We start from the raw sequence: 16065 nt of genomic DNA on the forward strand, positions 1-16065 counted from the left end.
ACGACTCAAAATGACGGTTGAAACAACATTGGCATTGACCGAACAAGACGTCCGCTCTTATTCCGCAAAAGTGGAGGAAGCTGCTTGGATGGCAGATTTTCGTTCGAACGCTCTAGCGAAAGCTGAAGTGCTCGAAATGCCAAAACCAGATAAAACTAAAATTACCAATTGGAATTTCACGGAATTCCCTTCACATACAGTTGAGAGCTCGATCTTCGCGGGGTTGGAAGAATTACCAACTGAAGCGAAAGCATTGATCGATGACGAACAACAACAAAATATTTACGTGCAACACAATAACACACCTGCATATCTTTCACTGTCTGAAGATTTGAAATCACAAGGCGTTATTATGACGGATATCTTTACGGCTTCACGCGAACACAGTGAGTTGTTACAGAAATACTTGATGACTGACGGTGTCAAAGTGGATGAGCATAAGTTAACGGCTCTTCACGCGGCATTGATCAACGGTGGAGTATTTGTCTACGTACCTAAAAACGTAGTAATCGAAGATCCACTGCAAGTACTCTTCATTCACGATAACGAAGAAGCCTCACTGTTCAACCACGTAGTCATCGTTGCAGAAGAAAACAGTCAAGTAACCTATGTAGAAAGCTATCTTTCTACTATGGAGCATGCGGCAACACAAGCGAACATTGTAGCGGAAGTATTTGCTATGGCTAATGCGAAAATTGTCTACGGATCAGTCGACGTATTAGCGGAAGGTATGACAACGTATGTCAACCGTCGCGGTGTTACTGGACCACGTGCACGCATTGAGTGGGCACTTGGATTAATGAACGACGGCAATACGATTTCTGAAAACATCACGCATCTAGTCGGTGACGGCTCATCTAGTGATATGAAATCCGTTGTAGTTGGACGCGGTAGCCAGAAACAAAACTTCACATCTGAAATCGTACACTGGGGACTTGATACAGATGCTTTCATCTTGAAGCACGGTGTAATGAAAGAAAACTCATCCGCTATCTTTAACGGAATTGGACGTATCGCTAAAGGCGCAACTCGCTCGAACGCGGTGCAAGAGTCCCGTATTCTTATGTTAGGTGAAAGAGGACGTGGAGACGCGAACCCGATTTTGCTTATCGATGAAAATGATGTAACAGCAGGTCACGCCGCTTCAGTAGGACGCGTGGACCCACTGCAAATGTTCTATCTAATGAGCCGTGGTATTACACAAGAAGAAGCAGAACGCCTCATCATTCATGGTTTCTTAGCTCCAGTTGTTAGCAAATTGCCGATCGCGGGAGTTAGAAAACAATTGACGGAGGTTATTGAAAGGAAAGTGCGCTAATGCTCAGCAAAGACATCCGCAATCATTTCCCTATATTAGACCAAGAAATCAATGGACATCCACTTGTTTACTTGGATAGCGCTGCGACTTCACAAAAGCCTGTGCAAGTAATTGAGGCACTGGATCGCTATTATCGCTTCGATAACTCCAATGTTCACCGTGGAGTGCATACACTTGGAAATCGCGCGACAGATGGTTATGAAGGCGCTCGTGAGAAAGTCCGTAAATTCATTAATGCTAAATCCACGCAAGAAGTCATCTTTATGCGCGGTACAACAACAGCGATTAACACAGTTGCGCAAAGCTATGGCCGTGCCAATGTCTCGGAAGGTGACGAAATCGTCATTACACATATGGAGCACCACTCCAATATCATTCCGTGGCAGCAGCTCGCCAAAGAAACTGGCGCAGTGTTAAAATATATTGATTTAGAAGAAGACGGTACGTTATCACTTGATAAAGTACGGGAAACCATTACAGATAAAACGAAAATTGTTTCCATCATGTATGTTTCCAACGTTCTCGGCACGATGAATCCGATTGAAGAAATCACGAAAATTGCCCATCAACACGGTGCGGTGATGTGTGTGGATGCTGCGCAAGCAGCTCCACATGTTAAAATTGATGTACAGAAACTAGATTGCGACTTCCTTGCATTTTCCGGACACAAAATGTGTGGACCTACCGGCATCGGTGTCCTCTACGGTAAAAAGGATTTACTCAATAATATGGAACCCATCGAATTCGGCGGCGAGATGATTGATTTTGTCGGACTATACGAATCTACGTGGAAAGAATTACCTTGGAAGTTTGAAGGTGGTACGCCTATTATTGCAGGAGCTATTGGACTCGGTGCAGCTATCGACTTCTTGGAAGAAATCGGTTTGGACGCTATCGAACAGCATGAACACGAACTAGCTGGTTATGCTATGGATAAAATGTCTGAAATCGACGGCTTGACTATTTATGGACCAAGAGATCCCGATCAGCGTGCAGGATTGGTCACATTCAACTTGGATGACGTCCATCCTCATGATGTCGCAACTGTACTCGATATGAATGGTATAGCTGTTCGTGCAGGTCATCACTGTGCACAACCATTGATGAAATGGTTGGATGTTTCTTCAACAGCGCGTGCCAGCTTCTATCTTTATAACACCACTGATGACGTAGATCGCCTCGTGGAAGGACTTCGCACAACAAAGGAGTATTTTAACGATGTCTACTAATAAACTAGATCAACTTTATCGATCTGTAATCATGGAGCATTATAAACACCCGAAAAACAAAGGCGTTCTAGAGAACGGCAATGTCACAATTGACATGAATAATCCGACTTGTGGTGACGTCATCCGTTTAACAATGAACGTGGAAGACGATATCGTCAAAGACGTCAAGTTTGAAGGAGAAGGATGTTCCATTTCGATGGCATCCGCTTCTATGATGACACAGATGATCAAAGGTAAAACGACTGAAGAAGCAGTTAAGTTAGCACATACTTTTTCAGATATGATGTTAGGCAAAGAGTTGGACGAGTCGATTGATCTCGACGACCTAGAAGCATTATCGGGTGTCGCGCAATTCCCTGCCCGCATTAAATGTGCAACATTGAGCTGGAAGGCGATGGAAGAGGGAGTCTCTGGCGAGTCGCAATGACCTTGGCCATAGTACGAGCAATTATGGAACGGAGGAATAATAATGGCAAAACAAATGCCGGAAATCGGCGATTACAAATACGGTTTCCATGACAAAGACGTTTCTGTGTTCCGTTCAGAGCGTGGATTGACACGTGAGATAGTGGAAGAAATTTCGTCAATGAAAGAAGAACCACAGTGGATGTTGGATTACCGTTTGAAATCTCTTGAGATTTTCTACAATAAGCCAATGCCACAATGGGGCGGAGACTTGAATTCATTGAAGTTCGATGAAATCACGTACTACGTAAAACCATCTGAAGGTGCGGAAACTTCTTGGGATGAAGTACCTGAGGAAATCAAGCGTACGTTTGATAAACTAGGTATTCCTGAAGCAGAACAAAAATACTTGGCAGGTGTCTCTGCACAGTATGAGTCTGAAGTTGTTTACCACAATATGAAAGAAGAACTAACAGATCTAGGAATTGTCTTTAAAGACACGGATTCTGCACTTCGTGAAAATGAAGAGTTGTTCAAACAATATTGGGGTACGGTTATTCCGAACTCAGACAATAAATTCTCAGCGTTAAACTCTGCTGTATGGTCTGGTGGATCATTCATCTATGTACCACCTGGCGTGAAAGTAGAAACACCGCTACAAGCTTATTTCCGTATTAACTCGGAAAACATGGGACAGTTCGAGCGTACGATGATCATCGTAGACGAAGGCGCAAGCGTTCACTACGTAGAAGGTTGTACAGCACCTGTTTATACAACAAACTCACTACACAGTGCGGTTGTTGAAATCATCATCAAAAAAGATGCATATTGCCGTTACACAACGATCCAAAACTGGGCGAACAACGTCTACAACTTGGTAACGAAGCGTGCAGTATGTGAAGAGAATGCGACAATGGAATGGATTGATGGCAACATTGGTTCTAAATTGACGATGAAATACCCTGCAGTCATCCTAAAAGGTGAAGGCTCACGCGGTTTGACACTATCTATCGCATTAGCAGGTAAAGGACAGCACCAGGATGCCGGCGCGAAAATGATGCACTTGGCACCTAACACGTCTTCTACTATTGTTTCAAAATCTATCTCTCAACACGGCGGAAAAGTAACGTATCGCGGAGTTGTCCACTTCGGACGCAATGCGGACGGAGCTCGTGCCAACATTGAGTGTGATACGTTGATCATGGATAAACTATCTACTTCAGATACGATTCCATACAATGAAATCTTGAATAACAATATTTCATTGGAACACGAAGCAAAAGTTTCAAAAGTTTCTGAAGAGCAGCTCTTCTATTTGATGAGCCGCGGTATTCCTGAATTGGAAGCAACAGAAATGATCGTTATGGGCTTCATCGAACCATTTACAAAAGAACTACCGATGGAATATGCGGTAGAGATGAACCGTTTGATCAAGTTCGAGATGGAAGGTAGTATTGGATAAGCGTTGAAATACCAGCGTTTATGCGATATTCCTAACAGTTGAATAAAGCAACGTGCCGATTTCATGCCGATTCAATTCGGATGGTCGGCACGTTTTTTGTATTTAGCGAACTTTTTTCTCCACAACCGCAATCGTGCATCTCGAAACACTTATTAATTTACCTACCTCATCCGTGATTTGGATATCCCAGACCATCGATGTGCGCCCTTTATGGAATGGAACGGCAGTAGCGGTGACTACTCCATCTTTTTTACCTCGTATATGATTCGCATTGATTTCTAGTCCTACTGGATAATGCGTCTCGGGATTTAGGTTTAAAGCGGCTGCAATGCTAGCCGCAGTTTCAGCGAGTGCTACTGAAGCGCCTCCATGTAACAACCCCATAGGCTGAACAGTTTTCGGTCCAACCGGCATTTCACAGACGACTTTGTCAGGATCGAGTTGTGTAAAGGTAATTCCTAAAGCACCTATCAATGTCTGTTCCAGATCAATACTATCCAATAAATTAAGTTCTTTCATCCTTTTCTCTACCTCCATTTCACTGATATGCTTCTATTACATGTATATACATGTAATAGAAGCATACTACTAAGTGTAGCGGGAAATCCAGCTTTAAAATTTGTGCCCGTACATGTACAATAGAATGAATTGTCGAAGCGGCTGTAACAGTACGATTATCATTTTAAGGAAAGAGTGGACATCATGAGAAAAAAATTGGATCAAGAGCAAGCAAATTATATTATTGACGTGTGTGCCAGTGCGAATCTCCGTACGGTATCCGGATCACTTACACAACTATACAATCATCTCTTGAAACGTACTGGATTAAAAATCACCCAATATTATATGCTCGGCAATATTTATACATCGCCGGATATTTCGATTAGTAAATTAGGTGAGATGATGTTGCTGGATCAAACGACCGTTACGCGTAACTTGAACATTCTAAATGATTCCGGATATGTACAGATCAAGAGAGCGAAACAGGACACGCGAACCAAAGTGGTCACGATCACAGAATTAGGGTACGACAAATTAAATGAGGCTACACCGCTTTGGACACAAGTACAGGAACAAATTGAAGGATCTATTGGCAAAGCAGAATACATGGACTTACTGAAGAAGTTGAAGGCATTACAGAAAGTGATTGATGAATTCAAAAGTTAAGTAACATAAAAATGAATCTCCATTCATAAATTGATTGACAACTCGAAAAAATCCAGTAAAATACATGTATATACATGTATCGAAAATGTAAAGTTTTTGAAACGTCTTAGTGTATGTTCGTTACAGGAATACATTTATACGTTTTGAAAGCGCTTACGATAAAAGGAGAGTGTTTCTAATGAGTTTAGTAGAATGGAAAAAGAGTATGAGTCTTCCAGTGATCGCAGCCCCGATGTTCATTATTAGTAATCCTAAGACTGTGATTGAGCAATGCAAAGCAGGAGTAATCGGTTCTATGCCTTCTCTAAATGCAAGGCCCGTTGCACAATTGGAAGAGTGGTTGATCGAGATTACAGAAGAATTAGCCGACTATAATGCGAAAAATCCCAATAAACCAGCCGCGCCATTTGCGATCAACCAAATCGTCCACCGATCCAATGAAAGATTGCAAGAAGATATGGAGCTGTGTGTAAAGTATAAAGTTCCGATCATTATTACATCGCTAGGCGCCAGAGAAGATGTCTATGAGGCTGCACACAGTTACGGCGGAATTGTATTGCATGATGTGATCAATAATACGTTCGCGAAGAAAGCAATTGAAAAAGGTGCAGATGGTTTAATTGCGGTGGCTGCAGGAGCGGGAGGGCACGCGGGTCCGAAAAGCCCGTTCGCACTCATTCAAGAAATCCGGGAATGGTTTGATGGACCACTGGCACTTGGTGGATCTATCGCAACCGGCAGAAGCGTATTGGCAGCCGAAGCCATGGGGGCCGACTTTGCCTATATCGGATCGCCATTCATCGCTACTGAAGAAGCGAGAGCCATTGAAGAGTATAAACAAGCCATCATAGACGCCACTTCGGATGATATCGTATACAGTAATTACTTCACAGGAGTACACGGGAATTATTTAGCTACGTCCATCAGAGCTTCGGGTTTAGATCCTGATAACTTACCGGAAAGTGATCCAAGTAAAATGAATTTCGGTGGTGATGCAGGTCAAAAAGCTTGGAAAGATATTTGGGGCTGTGGTCAAGGAATTGGCATCATCGATAAAGTTCAACCTACGAAAGAGTACGTCGCACAATTAGCACAGCAGTACCAAGAGGCAAAGGATAAGTTGGTAGGAGATAAAGTGAACACGGCGAGCACATAATAAAGAAAAGAATCATGATAAAAACAAGTATGTCCATCCAGACACGCTTGTTTTTTATTTGCCTGCTTAGTGTTTGTGAGTGGAGTTTGTTTCAATACGGTTAATTTTTAAATCATTCATTGCGGTCTTTTGATAGGTGAATTCTACATCTGTTTGGAGTTGTTCGAGTAAGGAGAGGGTTTTAGATTGTATTTCAGTTAAAGAAACATAGTTGATGTAAATTGTATCCTGTTTAGTTTCAATAGAAGACAACCGTTTATTTGTCAATTGCTGTTCTTTTTTCACTTCTGACATGTCTGTATTTAGAACTTCGACATGTAATTTTAGTGCACTAACGTCTGATTTAAGTGTACTAACATCTGACTTAATCCCAGAGATGTCAGTTTTAATGCCTTTCATTTCACTTAAAATTTGTTGTAAAAGTACGTCGCTCATGTTCCTCCATCCTTTCTTATTCATTTGGTTACCTCTATATACTAGCATGCTTTGCACTAAAGAAAGATCCCATCATATATACGAATCAATAGATTGATTACATACCTAATGGGGTATACAATGGATGTACATACAAATGAAAAGGAGTTTTTTACATGTCTGAAAAAGCAACCGTATATGTATCATCTACTTGTCCTTATTGTACGATGATGACGAATTATCTGGATGAAATCCATGTGCCTTATGAGACAATCAATGTCTCTACAAATCCTGCAGAAGGAGAGCGTCTGGTGGAACTAACCGGACAGATGGGCGTTCCACAAACACAGTTGAATGGAAAATGGATTATCGGCTTTGATCCAGCAAGTATTCACGCTGCACTAGACGCATGAATAAATATAAACGTTTTTTGTTCAATCGAAACTGCACAATCCAATCGGCCCAAGAAATGGAAAAGAACGTATTTCCGCGCTTTTGTATTGGCCATATAGCATTTGCGGTGATGGGAGTCATTCTCGTCATCATCGAATGGACTCACTAATAGGAGGCATTAATTATGGAATGGATCATCATAGCACTCCTCGTCGGCTTCGTAGTTTGGCGTATGAAGCCTGCAAAAGGTGTGCGTTCAATCTCGACTGCACAATTAAAAGATAGAGTGAACGATCAAAACGTCCAATGTATCGATGTGCGGACACCAGCTGAATATTCAGGACGCCATATAAAGAAATTTAAAAATATTCCTTTGAATTTGCTTTCAAAACAGATGGGAACATTGAAGAAAGATCAAGAAGTCATCGTCATCTGTCAAAGCGGCATGCGCAGTGCCAATGCAGCAAGCCAACTGAAAAAAGCGGGATTCGTGAATGTAACGAATGTACGCGGGGGAATGAGCGCGTGGCAAGATTAATTATTAAAGAAGTGTCTCGGAGATCCTATCTCGGGACGCTTTTTTGCGTGAAAATAAAATCGGTTGACTAGGCGAATTATAGAAAATCATACTACCAAATCAGGAAGTATGATTTTTCCGAAAATACATGAGATATGATACACTAAGCTAAAGATCATAAGAGGAGGGCTTTCCATGATACATGTTGGTCTGACAGGGTGGGGAGACCATCCAAGTCTATACAATGAGAATACAGTCGCGAATAAAAAACTACTAGATTATAGTAAACACTTTCCAATCGTTGAGCTGGATTCGACGTTTTATGCTATACAATCGAAAAAAGTTATGGATAAATGGACAGAGGAAACGCCCGCTAATTTTCAATTTGTCGTGAAGGCGTATCAGGGTATTACAGGTCATCAGCGTGGAAAGTTACCATATGAATCTGAAGAGGAGATGTTCTCGCTGTTTAAGCTGTCCCTGACGTCATTTGTTGAAGCGGGGAAGCTTGCGATGGTACTGGTACAGTTTCCACCTTGGTTCGATTGTAAGAAGGAAAATGTGGATCGCATTCGCTATGTGCATGAACAATTACAGCCGTTGCCAATCGCTGTAGAGTTTCGCAATCAAACGTGGTATTCTCCAGCTTATCGAGAGAAAACACTCGACTTTCTGAAAGACTTGAACATCATCCATGTCGTTTGTGATGAGCCGCAAGTAGGGGACGGAAGTGTGCCGCTAGTCCCAGTTGCAACGGATCCGAAAGTTTTGTTACGTCTTCACGGTCGCAATGATAAAGGGTGGGTAAATACTACGGGAGATAGTAAAGCATGGCGTAAAGTCCGCTATCTTTATGATTATAATGAAAAAGAGTTAGAGAGTATGCGTGACATCGTGAAACATCTTCAGAAGCAGACTGAAGACGTATTTGTCATCTTTAATAATAACTCCGGCCAGCATGCAGCGAAGAACGCCAAACAATTTGCACGATTACTTAACATAGAATACGGTCAGCCTCTCACCAAGCAACTGAATTTATTTGAGGGGGATCACTGATGGAATTTGTAGTACTCGCGTTAATAGGTTTAGCATCCGGTATTATCGGTTCGATTGCGGGCCTCGGTGGAGGAACCATCTTGGTTCCTGTCACATTGTTTGTCGGATTAAATTTAGGAATGATTCCTGATATTACACCGCAAAGTGTAGTGGGCTTATCGGTCATCATGATGATTGCGAATGGACTTGGATCGACACTGTCTTATATGAAAGTAAAGACGATTGATTATCGCAGTGCATGGTTATTTTTCGCCGCGAGTATACCGGGTATCATTCTTGGAGCGCTAGTCAATAAAAGCGTAAGTTTGTCCTCATTTAATTTATATTTTGGCATATTGCTCATCATTTTATCTACACTGTTATTAACGAGAAAATATTTGAAACCGATTAGATGGTTTGTAGACAATGGAAAAAAGATTAAGTTTACTGATCCGCAAGGTAAAACACATATCTATGGCTACCCAATTTGGTTTGCCATCTTATTGGCATTGTTCATTGGATTTACGTCGGGCTTATTCGGAATAGGTGGCGGTACGATGATTGTGCCGGCAATGATTTTACTATTCTTGTTCCCGCCACACGTCGCTGTTGCGACATCTATGCTTATGGTGTTTTTATCAGCAATCGTTAACTCGGTATCTCATATTTCACTCGGTCATGTGCCATGGCTGTATACGATACCTGTCGTGCCGGGCGCCTATTTTGGTGGCATGCTCGGCGCCTATTTAAACAGCAAAATGAAATCAGATACATTGGTTTTAGTCATACGCATCATTTTACTCGTCTTTGGACTTCGTTCCATCTATGAGGGGATTTGGGGTTGACACATATGAAGGAGACGGTAGCAACGATCCATATTTATCATACGAATGACGTCCATAGTCATTTCGAGAATTGGCCGCAAATTCATCACTTTCTTACTAAGCGGAAGCAACAAGCTGAAGAGAATGGGGAGCATTGTTTTCTATTTGATATTGGAGACCATATTGATCGGTCTCATCCGTTTACCGAAGGAACAGAAGGGAAAGGGAATATTGAATTATTAAACAAAGCAGGATACGACGCGGTAACGATTGGCAATAATGAAGGAATCACCATGTCAAAGGAAGCGTTAAATAGATTATATGAAGATGCGCACTTTGATGTAGTGCTCTGCAACTTGACTGAACAGGGTGGTAAGCTACCATACTGGGCGAAGACGTCCACAATATTGGAGACCACGGAAGGTGTGCGCGTCGGTGTCATCGGTGCCACAGCGCCATACTATGATTTTTATGAACAACTAGGCTGGTGCGTAAGCGAACCGCACGCGGCGTTGCGGGAAATGGCCCGCAACTTGCGTCCTCAATGCGATGTCATCGTGTGTCTCTCACATTTAGGAATCAATGAAGATCGTATTTTAGCTGTGCAATGCCCGGAGATCGATGTGATTTTAGGAGCGCACACACACCATTTATTACAAAATGGTGAATGGATTGACGACACGCTACTTGCGGCTGCGGAAAAATTCGGTCAGTATGTCGGTCACGTCCAGATCGATATAGACCGTATGACAGGTCAAGTCGTTCATATGAAAGCAGAGGTTTTTCCAACACAGATGATGGAAATGTCAGAAGAGGATATGGAACAGGTGAATAGCTTATTTGCTAAAGGGGAAGAGACACTAGAAGTGCCCGTGTTTTATAATCCATCTCCATTATCACAGCGTCTTACAGGAGACAGTCCATTATCCTCGCTGTTTGGTCGCGCGTTACTTACGTATCTTGATGCCGACTGTGCGCTTTTCAACGCGGGTATTTTCCTTGGTAGTTTAGATAAAGGCTGGGTGACAAAAGGGGATTTGCACTCTTTATTGCCACACCCTATCAATCCTTGCCTAATTCATTTAGATGGCATGGATTTGCTGACAGTCTATGAGCAATCACTTGATCCGAAGTGGACGGAACTTCCGATAAAAGGTTTAGGATTTCGTGGGACGCTGATGGGTAGTATGATACATGAACACTTATACCGTAACACGGACGGACAATTATTTGCAGGCAACCGTTTGGTAGAACCCGGTAAAATGTACACGTTGGCAACACTTGATATGTTCACGTTTGGCTTTTTCTATCCGATATTAAAAGAAGCGAAGAAAGAATATATCATGCCGGAAATGCTTCGCGATATCCTCGGTTGGTATGGAAGGAAATATTTCAATGAGCGTTAGTTATGTCCGCCTCCTATTTCGCATAATGTGAAGTAGGAGGCGTTTTCATGCGGTTTTATACGAATCAAAAACGACCAAAGAAGTTTAACTATGGAAAAACTATTCTGCGCTTTGTCATCCCAACCATCATGGTGGGAGTGGCGATATTTTTCTATACGGTCAATAAACAGCTAACGCCAATCTATACACAATATGCCGAAGTGCAAACGCAGAAAATAGCCAGTTACGTGATCAGTCAAGCGATAAACAATCGATCCACCAGTGTTTACGATGTCAATGAAATTATAGAAAATGTTCCCGATGATACAACAGATACGGTGACAACGAAGTTTAACGCTGAAATTATCAGCCAGGTCATGTCAGAAATTCATCAGCTTGTTGAAAATCATCTGGAGCGTGCAGAAGGCGGAGATCTCGATATGCTACCGCCACTCGGAGATCTCGAGTACAATCCTGATCGTATGGAAAAAGAACAAGGTATTGTATTTTTCGTTCCGATTGGGCAAGCAGCGAATATCCCGTTGCTCGGTAACTTGGGGCCGAAAATCCCAATCCGCTTCCACGTCATTGGAGATGTACATGCAACAGTAGAAACCGATATTCGTGAATTTGGTATTAATAATGCCTATGTGGAAGTGTATCTGATGTTGCAAGTCAATGTGCAGATTATCGTTCCGCTAGCAACTAGCAGAAGTGTAGTGGAGCAGAAAATACCGATTGCAATTGGCTTGATCAGAGGAAAGGTACCACAAATTTATTCAAAAGGAGAGCAAACGCCAGCACAAATCGAAGTTCCGCTAGAGAAGACGGAGTAAAAGGCTATTGTGAACAAAGTCAATTATTGCTACACTAAGAACAGAAGAATATCGAGACTTACGTAGAGGCTGCATTGTTTATAAGTACCTGGCGAGAGAGTGACATCTATGACCGCGAGCGAAAGGAGACAATGCCGAAGTTTGAGAAGGGTCAACTTCTCAAGTTGGGGTCATTTCAAAGAGGAATGACACTGTCATACAGCGATAAATGTATGGAGAGCTACAGTTGCCAATTGTACTGCGATTTATGAATGTATTGCTTGATCAATTGACTGGCCGACTCCTACACGTATGCTATTGCCTGTGGGGTTGGCTTTTTTATCGGTAAATTAAGGAATTACAGGATAGTATTTGCTTTCCACTCTTCGATAGATCTTCTGCATTTCGATATCATCTAGCAACTAGAAAGAGGGGAATTACAATGATCGGAACATGGGTCTCTATTTTGCCTCCTATTATCGCCATCGTGATGGTGTTGGCGACGAGGAGAGTATTATTATCATTAGGAGCGGGAATTGTTACAGCGGCTTTACTTTTAGCGAACTTTGCTCCGTTTGAGACATTAAAAGGTGTATGGAGGGCCATGACAGTTTCGTTTTGGGATGGCGGGCTCAATACATATAATATATTTATTATGTTATTTCTATTATTACTAGGTGTCATTACGGCATTCGTCAGTTTATCCGGAGGGAGCGCCGCATTTGCACGCTGGGCAGTTAAACGCATCCGTACAAAACGTGGCGCGAAGCTGTTGACGATGGGGCTAGGGATTGCAATTTTTGTAGATGACTACTTCAATGCCTTGGCAGTTGGACAGATTGCAAGACCCATTACAGATCAGCACAAAATCTCTCGTGCGAAATTGGCATACTTCATTGACTCAACGTCAGCACCTATTTGTGTCGTGTCACCCATCTCGAGTTGGGGCGCATTCTTGATTGGACAACTTGCACTTATTTTAGGTACGACAGCAGCGGTGAGCTATTCGCCATTAACGGCATTTATTTTGATGGCGCCGATGAACTTCTATGTCATTGCGACATTGTCCATGGTCTTCTTCTTTGCTTGGACGAATAATGACTTCTTTGAAATGAAGAAACATGAAGACCGTGCCATGAATGAAGGCGAACTTTATGATCAAGGTAAAGAAATTCCAGGTCAGCTAAAGGAAGAATTCCCTGAGCATACGCACGGCAAAGTTCGCGATTTGGTTGCACCGATCGTGACGTTGATTGTGGTAACGCTCGGCATGATGATTGTTACTGGCTATAAAGAAGCGGGCGTTTTCGATATCTGGGCAATATTTGAAAACACTGATGTACCGTTCTCTTTGGTAATTGGTGGTGTTACGGCTACTTTGCTAGCTATGTTGTTATATATTCTGCAAATGAAAAAGAACGAAACAGCAAGTGTATCATGGATGTGGCGTGCATTGATTAGCGGAGTGAAAGCGATGATGCCTGCCATTCTCATCTTAATTTTCGCTTGGGGATTGACTGAGCTAATCGCTTCCTTAGATACAGGTCTATTCCTATCTACCATGGTAGAGCAATTAAATATTCCAGTCACGTTCCTTCCGGTTTTGATCTTTATATTAGCGGGATTAATGGCATTCTCGACAGGTACCTCATGGGGTTCTTTCGGTATCTTAATGCCAATTGCGGGTACCATTATGGTCAATGCAGCACCTGAATTATTATTACCGGCATTGGCGGCAGTACTTGCTGGCGCAGTATTTGGAGATCACTGTTCACCGATTTCCGATACGACTATTCTTTCTTCTACTGGAGCAGGTTGTAACCATATGGATCACGTGTCCACACAATTACCTTACGCGCTTGTCGCAGCTGCTGTAGCAGCAATCGGGTATGTTGTGCTCGGGCTGACGGGTTCTGTGTGGATCGGTTTAGCAGCTGTTATTATTACTCTAATAGTATTATTCGCGTATTTGAGTGCCAAAGGTAAGAAACACCCAGAACAAATAGCATAGTTTACCATTTAGACTAAGAGTGATAATTACTTCATTCTTAGTCTAAATTTGTTTTGACATCTCTAATTAGGCTGTTTATACTAAATATACAGAACTAGAGTTGTCAGAATAAATCAAATGGTAAAAGTTTTGTAAAATAACAAAAAAGAGGTGAAGTTGTATGGAAAATCGTTCACAGTGGGGAACGAGAGCTGGTTTTATACTGGCTGCAGTGGGTTCGGCTGTAGGACTCGGAAACATTTGGCGCTTTCCTTATGTCGCCTATGAAAATGGCGGCGGCGCATTTTTTATCCCGTACTTATTTGCCCTTTTAACAGCAGGTATTCCGATCCTGATTTTGGAATTCACGATTGGACATAAATATCGTGGATCAGCCCCCCTTTCATTCTTCCGATTGAATGGAAAAAAAGCCGAGTTTCTAGGCTGGTGGGGGATCTTTGTATCCTTCGTTATTTCTACCTATTATGCCGTAATCATTGCATGGGCTATGAAATATACCGTCTACTCATTTAGTTTATCGTGGGGGAAGGATCCAGAAGCATTCTTCTTCGGAGATGTTCTGAGTTTAGCGGATAAACCTGGAGAAGTCGGAGGACTCGTTGGAGGTGTAGTATTACCCTTACTACTTGTCTGGGTGATTTGTTACATCATCCTAATGGGTGGTGTCAAGAAAGGGATTGAATTGGCGAATCGGATATTTATTCCTGTTCTTTTCTTACTCTTCTTATTTGTCGTCATCCGTGCCATCACACTTGATGGAGCTATGGTTGGACTGGATGCGTTCTTTAAACCAGATGTCGATAAGTTACTGAACCCTCGTGTATGGGTTGCAGCGTATGGACATATCTTCTTCAGTTTATCGATCGCATTTGCCATTATGATCACGTATTCTAGTTATTTACCAAAGAAATCCGATATTACAAATAACGCCTTTATTACAGGTTTTGCAAACTCTTCTGTCGAGTTACTGGCAGGTATCGGAGTATTCGCGGTACTAGGATTCATGGCAACGAATCAAGGAGTAGACGTAGCAGACGTAGCCACGGCAGGTGTAGGGCTTGCGTTCGTCGTATTCCCTGAAATTATTAATCAAATGCCAGGATTAAATGGCCTGTTCGGTGCATTCTTCTTCCTGTCGCTGACACTTGCCGGGATCACCTCACTCATCTCGATTTGTGAAACGTACATCGCAGGTATGGCAGATAAATTCAATATTTCAAGACGTCGTTCGGTGACGATCGGTGTCGGATTATCAGCCGTCATCTCCCTGCTGTATGCAACGAACGGTGGTTTATACTTCTTAGACGTAGCGGATTACTTTATCAACCAATTTGGTATCGCAGTCATCGGTCTAATTGAAGTGGTCTTACTGGCTTGGGTGTTCAGAAAACTTGGTCTGTTCGAACAGCATGCTAACGCAGTATCAGATATTCGTCTTGGCTGGTGGTGGAAAGTATCATTATCATTCATCACACCAGTAGTATTGGGTACGATGTTATTCTTCCTCATCAAAGATAACATCGCAGAAAACTATGAAGGATACCCTACATCGTTCTTATGGACGATTGGCTGGCCGGTAGCAATTGGCGCATTTGTGATGTCGATCGTTTTCACGTCATTAAAGTGGAAAGACAACACACGAATTACAACAGATTATGAAGAAGATAAAGGGGGGCTATAAATGGATACAGGAATGAGCGGCTCTGCAATTCTCATGATGCTACTTGGTGTGACAATCATCTGGGGCGGTCTATTTATTAGCATCTTTTACGCTACGATCCTCAGTAAGTTTCGAAAGAAATTCAAAATCGAATAGTAAACGATGGACACCTGTAACCGGAAATATGGTTGCAGGTGTTTTTTGTTGTAAGTTGGCGGGTGCACCGTTGATCGACGCTGCAGGAGGATGCTTAAGTAATGTAAGGGGTCAAAGC

17 protein-coding genes and 1 riboswitch are annotated in these 16065 nt (G+C 42.4%); of the genes, 15 read left to right on the forward strand and 2 right to left on the reverse strand.

Annotation, left to right across the window (positions count from 1 at the left end):
* The first annotated feature begins 10 nt into the window (after window positions 1-10).
* Genes sufD through sufB form a run of 4 tightly spaced genes read left to right on the forward strand, consistent with a single transcriptional unit; the run spans window position 11 to window position 4414 of the window.
* Window positions 11-1318, forward strand: coding sequence for a Fe-S cluster assembly protein SufD (sufD, locus tag CSV60_RS11025; RefSeq protein ID WP_099637038.1), 1308 nt, complete (start codon window positions 11-13; stop codon window positions 1316-1318).
* Window positions 1318-2547 carry a cysteine desulfurase gene (locus CSV60_RS11030; protein ID WP_099630788.1) on the forward strand — a complete coding sequence of 410 codons (1230 nt, stop codon included), beginning with the start codon at window positions 1318-1320 and terminating at the stop codon, window positions 2545-2547. Before sufD ends, CSV60_RS11030 begins: the two co-directional genes overlap by 1 nt.
* Window positions 2537-2974, forward strand: a complete 438-nt coding sequence (sufU, locus tag CSV60_RS11035) for a Fe-S cluster assembly sulfur transfer protein SufU (RefSeq protein WP_099630789.1) — start codon at window positions 2537-2539, stop codon at window positions 2972-2974. The genes CSV60_RS11030 and sufU overlap by 11 nt, the downstream gene beginning before the upstream one ends.
* A gap of 42 nt (window positions 2975-3016) precedes the next feature.
* Window positions 3017-4414 (forward strand): Fe-S cluster assembly protein SufB, encoded by a 1398-nt coding sequence (sufB, locus tag CSV60_RS11040; RefSeq protein ID WP_099637039.1) that lies wholly within the window; start codon window positions 3017-3019, stop codon window positions 4412-4414.
* A 102-nt stretch (window positions 4415-4516) separates the two neighbouring features.
* On the opposite strand, the gene CSV60_RS11045 is transcribed toward sufB, so the two are convergent.
* Window positions 4517-4933: a PaaI family thioesterase gene (locus CSV60_RS11045; RefSeq protein ID WP_199175272.1), complete on the reverse strand. Its 417-nt coding sequence runs from the start codon at window positions 4931-4933 to the stop codon at window positions 4517-4519.
* 183 nt (window positions 4934-5116) lie between these two features.
* Between CSV60_RS11045 and CSV60_RS11050 the strand changes: the two genes are divergently transcribed.
* On the forward strand, window positions 5117-5581 hold the full coding sequence (locus CSV60_RS11050) for a MarR family winged helix-turn-helix transcriptional regulator (protein ID WP_099637040.1): 465 nt from the start codon (window positions 5117-5119) through the stop codon (window positions 5579-5581).
* 178 nt (window positions 5582-5759) lie between these two features.
* A complete protein-coding gene (locus CSV60_RS11055) occupies window positions 5760-6737 on the forward strand; it encodes an NAD(P)H-dependent flavin oxidoreductase (RefSeq protein WP_099637041.1) in 978 nt (325 codons plus the stop codon).
* Between the two features lie 66 nt (window positions 6738-6803).
* Here CSV60_RS11055 and CSV60_RS11060 read toward each other — a convergent pair whose 3' ends face one another.
* Window positions 6804-7172, reverse strand: coding sequence for a hypothetical protein (locus CSV60_RS11060; RefSeq protein WP_143565340.1), 369 nt, complete (start codon window positions 7170-7172; stop codon window positions 6804-6806).
* A gap of 155 nt (window positions 7173-7327) precedes the next feature.
* Between CSV60_RS11060 and CSV60_RS11065 the strand changes: the two genes are divergently transcribed.
* From CSV60_RS11065 to CSV60_RS15775, 9 genes are all read left to right on the forward strand, one after another.
* Window positions 7328-7564 (forward strand): glutaredoxin family protein, encoded by a 237-nt coding sequence (locus CSV60_RS11065; protein WP_099637043.1) that lies wholly within the window; start codon window positions 7328-7330, stop codon window positions 7562-7564.
* 164 nt (window positions 7565-7728) lie between these two features.
* On the forward strand, window positions 7729-8082 hold the full coding sequence (locus tag CSV60_RS11070; protein ID WP_099637044.1) for a rhodanese-like domain-containing protein: 354 nt from the start codon (window positions 7729-7731) through the stop codon (window positions 8080-8082).
* A 174-nt stretch (window positions 8083-8256) separates the two neighbouring features.
* Entirely contained in the window at window positions 8257-9117 is an 861-nt protein-coding gene (locus CSV60_RS11075; protein ID WP_099637045.1) for a DUF72 domain-containing protein, read from the forward strand.
* Window positions 9117-9941 (forward strand): sulfite exporter TauE/SafE family protein, encoded by an 825-nt coding sequence (locus CSV60_RS11080; protein WP_099637046.1) that lies wholly within the window; start codon window positions 9117-9119, stop codon window positions 9939-9941. The genes CSV60_RS11075 and CSV60_RS11080 overlap by 1 nt, the downstream gene beginning before the upstream one ends.
* A 5-nt stretch (window positions 9942-9946) precedes the next feature.
* Entirely contained in the window at window positions 9947-11326 is a 1380-nt protein-coding gene (locus CSV60_RS11085; RefSeq protein WP_233189607.1) for a bifunctional metallophosphatase/5'-nucleotidase, read from the forward strand.
* A 47-nt stretch (window positions 11327-11373) separates the two neighbouring features.
* Window positions 11374-12141, forward strand: coding sequence for a sporulation protein YunB (gene yunB, locus CSV60_RS11090; protein ID WP_099637048.1), 768 nt, complete (start codon window positions 11374-11376; stop codon window positions 12139-12141).
* Between the two features lie 55 nt (window positions 12142-12196).
* Window positions 12197-12372, forward strand: a riboswitch (Lysine riboswitch).
* Window positions 12373-12562: 190 nt separating this feature from the next.
* The gene (locus CSV60_RS11095; RefSeq protein WP_099637049.1) at window positions 12563-14131 is read left to right on the forward strand and encodes a Na+/H+ antiporter NhaC family protein; all 1569 of its coding nucleotides are present in this window, start codon (window positions 12563-12565) and stop codon (window positions 14129-14131) included.
* Between the two features lie 160 nt (window positions 14132-14291).
* Window positions 14292-15812 (forward strand): sodium-dependent transporter, encoded by a 1521-nt coding sequence (locus CSV60_RS11100; RefSeq protein WP_099637050.1) that lies wholly within the window; start codon window positions 14292-14294, stop codon window positions 15810-15812.
* The gene (locus CSV60_RS15775) at window positions 15813-15947 is read left to right on the forward strand and encodes a methionine/alanine import family NSS transporter small subunit (RefSeq protein ID WP_232319208.1); all 135 of its coding nucleotides are present in this window, start codon (window positions 15813-15815) and stop codon (window positions 15945-15947) included.
* Window positions 15948-16065: the final 118 nt, after the last annotated feature.

The sequence above is a fragment of the Sporosarcina sp. P7 genome, from assembly GCF_002743425.1.
Classification (GTDB): domain Bacteria; phylum Bacillota; class Bacilli; order Bacillales_A; family Planococcaceae; genus Sporosarcina.